The 7,370-nt window shown below is 50.0% G+C and carries 9 protein-coding genes and 1 rRNA gene; all 10 read right to left on the bottom strand.

Annotated elements, in window-relative coordinates; translation table 11 throughout:
- Nucleotides 1-105, bottom strand: a 16S ribosomal RNA gene (locus AC50Y3_RS28875); the annotation flags it as partial.
- A 318-nt stretch (nt 106-423) separates the two neighbouring features.
- Complete coding sequence (lysS, locus tag AC50Y3_RS28870; protein WP_494822153.1) at nt 424-1,932, bottom strand: lysine--tRNA ligase; 1,509 nt, start codon at nt 1,930-1,932, stop codon at nt 424-426.
- 139 nt (nt 1,933-2,071) lie between these two features.
- Nucleotides 2,072-2,548, bottom strand: coding sequence for a transcription elongation factor GreA (gene greA / locus AC50Y3_RS28865; RefSeq protein WP_210664318.1), 477 nt, complete (start codon nt 2,546-2,548; stop codon nt 2,072-2,074).
- Between the two features lie 253 nt (nt 2,549-2,801).
- Nucleotides 2,802-3,839, bottom strand: coding sequence for a tRNA dihydrouridine synthase DusB (gene dusB, locus AC50Y3_RS28860; RefSeq protein ID WP_494822152.1), 1,038 nt, complete (start codon nt 3,837-3,839; stop codon nt 2,802-2,804).
- A 54-nt stretch (nt 3,840-3,893) separates the two neighbouring features.
- On the bottom strand, nt 3,894-4,103 hold the full coding sequence (locus AC50Y3_RS28855) for a helix-turn-helix domain-containing protein (RefSeq protein ID WP_475784586.1): 210 nt from the start codon (nt 4,101-4,103) through the stop codon (nt 3,894-3,896).
- Nucleotides 4,055-4,636 carry a 2-amino-4-hydroxy-6-hydroxymethyldihydropteridine diphosphokinase gene (folK, locus tag AC50Y3_RS28850; protein ID WP_494822151.1) on the bottom strand — a complete coding sequence of 194 codons (582 nt, stop codon included), beginning with the start codon at nt 4,634-4,636 and terminating at the stop codon, nt 4,055-4,057. Before folK ends, AC50Y3_RS28855 begins: the two co-directional genes overlap by 49 nt.
- The gene (gene folB, locus AC50Y3_RS28845; protein ID WP_494822150.1) at nt 4,608-5,000 is read right to left on the bottom strand and encodes a dihydroneopterin aldolase; all 393 of its coding nucleotides are present in this window, start codon (nt 4,998-5,000) and stop codon (nt 4,608-4,610) included. Before folB ends, folK begins: the two co-directional genes overlap by 29 nt.
- Nucleotides 5,001-5,032: 32 nt before the next feature.
- Nucleotides 5,033-5,914: a dihydropteroate synthase gene (gene folP, locus AC50Y3_RS28840; RefSeq protein WP_494822149.1), complete on the bottom strand. Its 882-nt coding sequence runs from the start codon at nt 5,912-5,914 to the stop codon at nt 5,033-5,035.
- Entirely contained in the window at nt 5,911-6,789 is an 879-nt protein-coding gene (locus tag AC50Y3_RS28835; RefSeq protein WP_494822148.1) for an aminotransferase class IV, read from the bottom strand. The genes folP and AC50Y3_RS28835 overlap by 4 nt, the downstream gene beginning before the upstream one ends.
- Nucleotides 6,786-7,367, bottom strand: coding sequence for an aminodeoxychorismate/anthranilate synthase component II (gene pabA, locus AC50Y3_RS28830; protein ID WP_475784590.1), 582 nt, complete (start codon nt 7,365-7,367; stop codon nt 6,786-6,788). The genes AC50Y3_RS28835 and pabA overlap by 4 nt, the downstream gene beginning before the upstream one ends.
- Nucleotides 7,368-7,370 lie beyond the last annotated feature (3 nt).

Here is a 7,370-nt window from a genome sequence, read left to right as displayed (position 1 = left end):
CACCCGTCCGCCGCTAACCTTACCCGAAGGCAAGATCCGCTCGACTTGCATGTATTAGGCACGCCGCCAGCGTTCGTCCTGAGCCAGGATCAAACTCTCCATAAAAGTGGTCCGAAGACCGTTTATGAATTTGCTTGTTAGCTCATTCAAAAAACTAGCTTTGCGAAACGTTAATTTCGCGATTTATGACCATTTGACTGGTCGCTCATTGTTCAGTTTTCAAAGAACAAATACTTCATGTTTTTCTCACTCATTCGCCCATGTCTCAGCGGCGACTTGATTAATATATCATAGCCCACAACCACATTGCAACCCTTTTTTTAAACTTTTTTCAATTTCTTTTTAGAAAGCGGTCTCCCTCGAATATCCTCATAAGAAAACCGCCAAGGCGACTAACTCCCTGGGCGGTTCTATAGGAATGGATTATTCGCCTGCACGCTCACGCATAAGCGGGAACAACAGTACGTCTCTAATAGAAGGTGCATCTGTCAGCAACATAACGAGACGGTCAATCCCGATACCAAGTCCACCTGTTGGCGGCATGCCGTATTCCAGTGCGCGGATGAAATCCTCATCCATTTCATGAGCTTCGTCATTGCCTTGCTCTTTCTCAAGAAGCTGCGACTCGAAACGTTGACGCTGGTCAATCGGATCATTCAACTCGGTAAAGGCATTTGCATGCTCGCGCGCCACGATAAACAGCTCGAAACGATCCGTGAAACGTGGATCGAGATCGTTCTTCTTCGCGAGCGGGGAGATCGCTACCGGATGTCCGGTTACGAAAGTAGGCTGAATCAACGTATGCTCACAGAACTCCTCGAAGAAAGCGTTAAGGATATGACCGAACGTCATATGCGGCTCAACCTTCACATTATGAGCTTTTGCGTGTGCATGCGCTTCTTCGTCCGTCATTTGCTGACCGAAGTCGACGCCTGTCACTTCTTTGACCAGATCAACCATCGAGACGCGACGCCATGCCGGCGTCAGATCCACTTCAGTCCCTTGATACATAATTTTCGTAGTACCAAGCACTTCTTGCGCGATATGTGCAATAACCGCCTCGGTTAGAGCCATAATATCCTTATAATCGGCATATGCCTCATACAGCTCGATCATTGTGAATTCAGGGTTATGACGTGTCGAAATGCCTTCGTTCCGATAAACGCGGCCGATTTCGTACACTTTCTCCATGCCGCCGACAATTAGACGCTTCAAATGAAGCTCAATTGCGATACGCATATAAAGCTGCATATCGAGCGCATTGTGGTGGGTAATGAACGGACGAGCCGCAGCCCCGCCGGCGATGGAATGCAGTGTTGGTGTTTCCACTTCCAGGTAGCCCTGCGCATCCAGGTAACGACGCATGGATTGAATAATACGGGAGCGCAAGATAAACGTTTGCTGTACTTCCGGGTTTACGATCAGATCTACATAACGCTGGCGGTAACGAAGCTCAACGTCTTTGAGGCCGTGATATTTCTCCGGAAGCGGCAGAAGCGATTTGGACAGCACCGTGATTTCTTTCGCTTTAATAGAGGTTTCGCCTGTGTTTGTTTTGAAAACAACACCGCGAACGCCAATAATGTCGCCAAGATCCAGAAGATCGAACGCTTGATACTGCGCTTCCTCAACGGTATCTTTACGCGCGTAAATTTGGATTTTGCCGCTTAAATCTTGAATATGAGCAAAGCTGGCTTTACCCATTCCACGTTTCTGCATGATTCGGCCTGCAACTGTAACCTCAACAGCCTGAGCTTCGAGATCTTCCTTGCTTACCTCTTCATACGTATCTACGATGTTCTTAGCATGATGAGTCCGTTCAAACTTGCCGCCGAAAGGGTCAATGCCCAGACCACGGAGCTCGTCCAGCTTGTCTCTGCGAATTTGCAGAAGCTCGCTTAATTCTTGTTCTTGCGTTCCTTGCTCCACCACGATTCATCTCCTTGTTGTACCAGAAAGGCAGGACGGTACAGCCGCTGCCCTATAAGCCTGACCAAAGCAGAGCAGATTCCTGCTCCACAATGATGAAAAAAGCTTCCTCAAGGAAGCTTTCTCAAAAGGCATGCCTGGTTTATTTTTTAATATCAACGATTTTATATTGAATGATGCCGGCTGGTACGCTTACTTCTACGATCGTGCCTTTGTTCTTGCCAAGAATAGCTTTACCAACCGGGCTTTCATTAGAAATTTTATTCTTAAGCGGATCGGACTCTGCAGTACCGACGATCGCATATTCCATCGTATCACCGAATTCCAAATCTTCAACCGTTACAATGGAGCCAATGCTCACGGTGTCGATATTGATTTCATCGTTATTGATAATACGGGCGTTACGAAGCATTTTCTCAAGTGTGATAACCCGTCCTTCGATAAACGCCTGTTCATTCTTAGCGTCCTCATACTCCGAGTTTTCACTGATATCGCCATAGCCGATAGCCACTTTGATCCGTTCAGCAACTTCACGACGTTTGACGGACTTCAAGTTTTCCAATTCATCTTCCAACTTCTTAAGCCCGTCTTGTGTAAGGATAATCTCTTTATCACTCATGTTACAATTCTCCTGTCGTGTGGCATTTTTTCATACCGTGTATGAATCACTGTTACTTAATATATTACGCATCATGCCCTTGATGACACCGCGCAGGAATGAGAATTACCAGTCATAAACCAGGCGGACGGTTTGTTATTGGAAGATTATATTTCAACTTCCCCTATATGTCAACGAAAGCCAACGAGCAAATGTAATCGCTTAACTCCACGAAACGCAAAGGCGCTCGCTTACGAGCTCCTTTGCGCTGGGATTAGTGATATACGGCTTCTTCCGCCGAAGTGGAAGGTGTGATCGATGCTGTCGGCTCTTCACTCAGCTCACCCAATGACTCGACATACTGGCCTAAAATTTGCACCATGTTGTCACGCGTCGTTTCTTCCATGATGACGTCTTTGACACGTGCCGCCCCAGGAATCCCTTTGAGATACCATGCCAAATGCTTGCGCATCTCGCGAACGGCTGTCGATTCGCCTTTCAGCTTAACAAGACGATCCATATGCAAAATAGCGACGTCCAGCTTCTCGCGCGGCGTTGGATCCGGGAGCAGCTCTCCCGTCTGGAGATATTGGATCGTCCGATACAGCATCCACGGATTACCGAGTGCTCCGCGGCCGATCATGACACCGTCACAGCCGGTGTGATCAAGCAATCTGCGCGCGTCCTCCGGTGAGAACACATCGCCATTCCCAATAACGGGAATGGATACGGATTGCTTAACATCCTTTATAATATCCCAATTGGCCTTACCGGTATACAATTGCTCCCTTGTACGGCCATGAACGCTGACTGCTTTGCCGCCCGCACGCTCGACTGCTTGCGCATTCTCAACGGCAAACACATGCTCGCTATCCCAGCCGATCCGCATTTTTACCGTTACCGGTTTATCGACAGCGTCGACAACAGCCGACACCATTTCATAGATTTTGTTAGGGTCGAGCAGCCATCTGGCCCCTGCGTCGCATTTTGTGACTTTAGGCACAGGGCAACCCATATTAATGTCGATAATATCCGCGTTCGTTTGTTTGTCGACGACTTTGGCTGCCTCCACTAACGATTCGCGGTCGCCACCGAAAATTTGCAAGCTAAGCGGCTTCTCGCGCTCATCTACATACAACATTTCCAGAGTACGCTTGTTACCGTGCAGGATGGCCTTGTCGCTAACCATTTCGGCGCAAACCAGACCCGTGCCGAATTCTTTGGCTATCAGTCGAAAAGCCGGGTTGCACACACCTGCCATCGGTGCCAGCACGACTTGATTCTTCATCTCGATGTTTCCGATTTTAAGCATGGACGTCCAGACTCCCTTCTGAGTTAAAAACAATAATCAAACCAGCGGTATTGCTCATTTAAAATCGGCGGTCAGTTCGCTGTAGCTGATACCGAGTGTATCCGAAATTCGCTCCAGCAGCTTAGGATCCGGTTTGCGCGTTCCCCGCTCAAGCGATCCCAAAACAGCAACAGAAACACTAAGCTTGGCAGCCAGTTCCTGCTGCGTATAGCCCTTTAGCTTTCGGAATGCGCGGACGCGCCCGGCCAATTGATCGTATTCCATAGCGCGATTCCTTCCCCTCTGTCTTGTAGCGCTTGCTTTGCGATTGCTTTCACTTGCTTCTGCAGCGAATGCTCCTCATGAAGTACATCACTGAGAGGGACCAATACAAACGCACGCTCCATCATACGTGGATGCGGCAGTGTAAGCTCCTCATCCGCAAGCGTAACACCTTCATATAAAAGTAAATCCAAATCGATGGTCCGCGGCCCCCAGCGGATATCACGCTTTCTCCCAAGCTGCAGTTCCATCGCAAGCATGGCATGCAAAAGATCATAGGGTGCAAGCGAGGTTCGCAATGCGGCAGCCATATTGAGAAAAGCCGGCTGATCGGTATACCCGACAGGATCGGTTTCATAAAGTGCCGATGCGCGAACAACCGTTATGGCAGGGTGGCTGTCCAGCAAATGAAGTGCGTCCTGAAGCTGCTTCTGTCGATCTCCGACGTTAGCGCCAAGTGCAATATAAACATCTGCCCTATCGGCTTGCGCGGTGAGATTCAGTTCATTAAGGCCTTGCGGGCTGTTGGGTTCCATAGTCATCCCGCTTTCTGCAAAGTTCCACCGTCACGCCGTCGAAAAAGATTTCAAATGGCGGGTTCGGCTTCGTTACGGACACCGTCACTTCATTTACACTAGTATAAGCGTCGAGGACGGCCGATGCAACGTGACCGGCCAGCGCTTCGATTAGTTTAAACGGCGGTCCTTCTACAATAGTCTTCACACGAGCATGAATTTCGGCATAGTTAATCGTATATTCAAGGTTATCGGTTCGGGCAGCCTCGGATAAGTCCATCTGTAGCGAAAGATCCACATAAAATTGCTGGCCGAGTCTGTTTTCCTCCGGAAATACGCCGTGGTAACCGAAGAACCGCATGCCTTTCAGCGTCATTTTGTCCATGTTTCATTCCCCATTCTTCGACAAATTTCTTCCTATATCGACTTCGCGCCCAGATATACAATGGCGTCGCTCATTAAGGCGGTTTGCTTATTCTCGCGAATATCATGTACGCGGACAATCTGACAGCCCTGAATAATGCCGCAAGCAGTCGTAGCCGCTGTACCAAACGTAATCTCATTCGAATTCAGCTGAAGCGCTTCGCGGATAAACTTCTTACGAGAGGTGCCAAGCAGCACGGGGTAACCTTCTGCCACCAATTGATCAAGCTTGCCCATAAGCGCGAGATTATCCTCATAGGTCTTAGCAAAACCAATCCCCGGATCGAGCCATATCGAATCTTCCGATACGCCTGCATTCAGAGCTATTGAGATACTTTCGCGCAAATCAGCTACGACGTCAGCGACCAAATTGGAATAGTCTCTTGCTTGCCGATTATGACTAATGATGACGGGACAGCGGTGCGCTGCAGCAACTTCGGCCATCCGTGCGTCACCTTTAAGTCCCCATATGTCGTTGATGATGTGGGCGCCTGCTCGCAATGCCTGATCCGCTGTCTCCGCTTTATAAGTATCAATAGAAAGCGGAATGTCCGGCAGTGCAGCTCGAATCGCTCGGATAACGGGGATGACCCGCTTCAGCTCTTCCTCAAGCGGAACAGGCTCGAAGCCCGGACGCGTCGATTCCCCGCCGATATCGATGATATCCGCTCCGTCAGCGACCATTTGCTTGGCATGGCGAACGGCGGCTTCCACTTCGTTGTAACGGCCACCATCAGAGAAGGAGTCCGGTGTCATATTCAAAATGCCCATGATGAGCGTGCGTGTTCCAAGTTTAAGTTGCACATCACCGGGAAGTACATAGCTTCGCTCAAAGGGCCATCGTTTCACTTTATCTTCTGTTATGCATGCTTTCATGATTTGGTATCCTCCCGATAGGCAGCCAGCAGCTTATGTGTAATCGAGCGGATTTCGCCGTTTCCGACCTCTGTGCGGCACCCTTCTTCATCCCTTAAGACAGATACAGGTACAAGCTCTTGAATCGAGTTGGTTACCCATACCTCCTCCGCTTCAAGCAGCTCCGTCCAGGTGTAAAATCCTTCTTCGACAGCTACTCCCGCTTCCCGAGCCAGCTCCATTACGCGTTGGCGCGTAATCCCCGGGAGAATACCTGTCTCAATGGCAGGCGTGAATACCTTGCCTGCGCGGGCGAAGAACAAGTTGCTGACGATGCCTTCGGACAGCCAGCCTTCCCGCGTCAGCATCAGCCCTTCTGCTCCCGGCGCAGCACCGGCAGTCGCCGCCAGTTCCCGCTTTGCAATAATATTATTCATATAATGCAGCGATTTCAAACGTACTTCGCCTTCCGGCGTATTCCGCCGAGTCCGCAGCACTGCAAGCTCGCGGCCATCCCGATAGAGCGCTTCGTTAGGCGCAGGCAATGCTTTGACGAGCAGCAGCACATTCGGCTCCTCATAATCACCCGCCGGAAGACCGAGCACGCCTTCCCCTGCGGTAACTGTCAGCCGAACATACGCCTCATCCAGCTCATTTGCCGCCATCAGTTCGCGAAGCCAGCAACGGAGTTCATCCGGATCCAGCTTGCATCTGATGCCAAGTGACTCGCATCCGGCCGACAATCGCTCCAAGTGTCGCTCCAGCAAATACGGCTTACCTCCGCCATACGTGCGAAAAGTCTCGAAGAGACCCATTCCATACAAAAAACCGTGATCGTATACCGAGATCACGGCCTCTTCCTGTAGCTTGATGCTGCCATTCCATCCAATCTTCATCGTACCGCGCCTGCCCGCATGTTCAGGAAATTACGAAGCAGCTTCAGTCCGTTCTCGGTGATGATTGACTCCGGATGGAATTGAACGCCTTCAATGAGATACTCCTTGTGACGTAATCCCATGATCTCGCCTTCTTCTGTTTCCGCGCTGATTTCCAGACAATCCGGAAGTGTTTCTTTCTTCACGATCAAGGAATGATAACGCGTTGCCGTATACGGGGAAGGAATGCCTTCGAATATCGTGCGGCCGTCATGATGAATCTGCGAGGTTTTGCCGTGCATCAGCTTCTCTGCACGAACAACGTCGCCTCCGAAAGCTTGTCCGATCGCTTGATGGCCAAGACATACGCCGAATATCGGAATGATGCCTTTGAAACGTTCAATGAGAGCAAGGCTGATACCCGCTTCGTTCGGACTGCATGGTCCCGGCGAAATCAGAATATGATCCGGTGCAAGGGCCGCAATGTCCTCCAGCCCGATCTCATCATTGCGTTTCACGACAATCTCCTCGCCCAGCTCTCCCAAATACTGAACCAAATTGTACGTAAATGAGTCGTAGTTATCGATGACCAATATCATTTG

Source organism: Paenibacillus sp. J22R98 (assembly GCF_059383835.1).
Note: the sequence above shows the minus strand (reverse complement) of the source record. Positions and strands in the feature narration are given on the sequence as shown.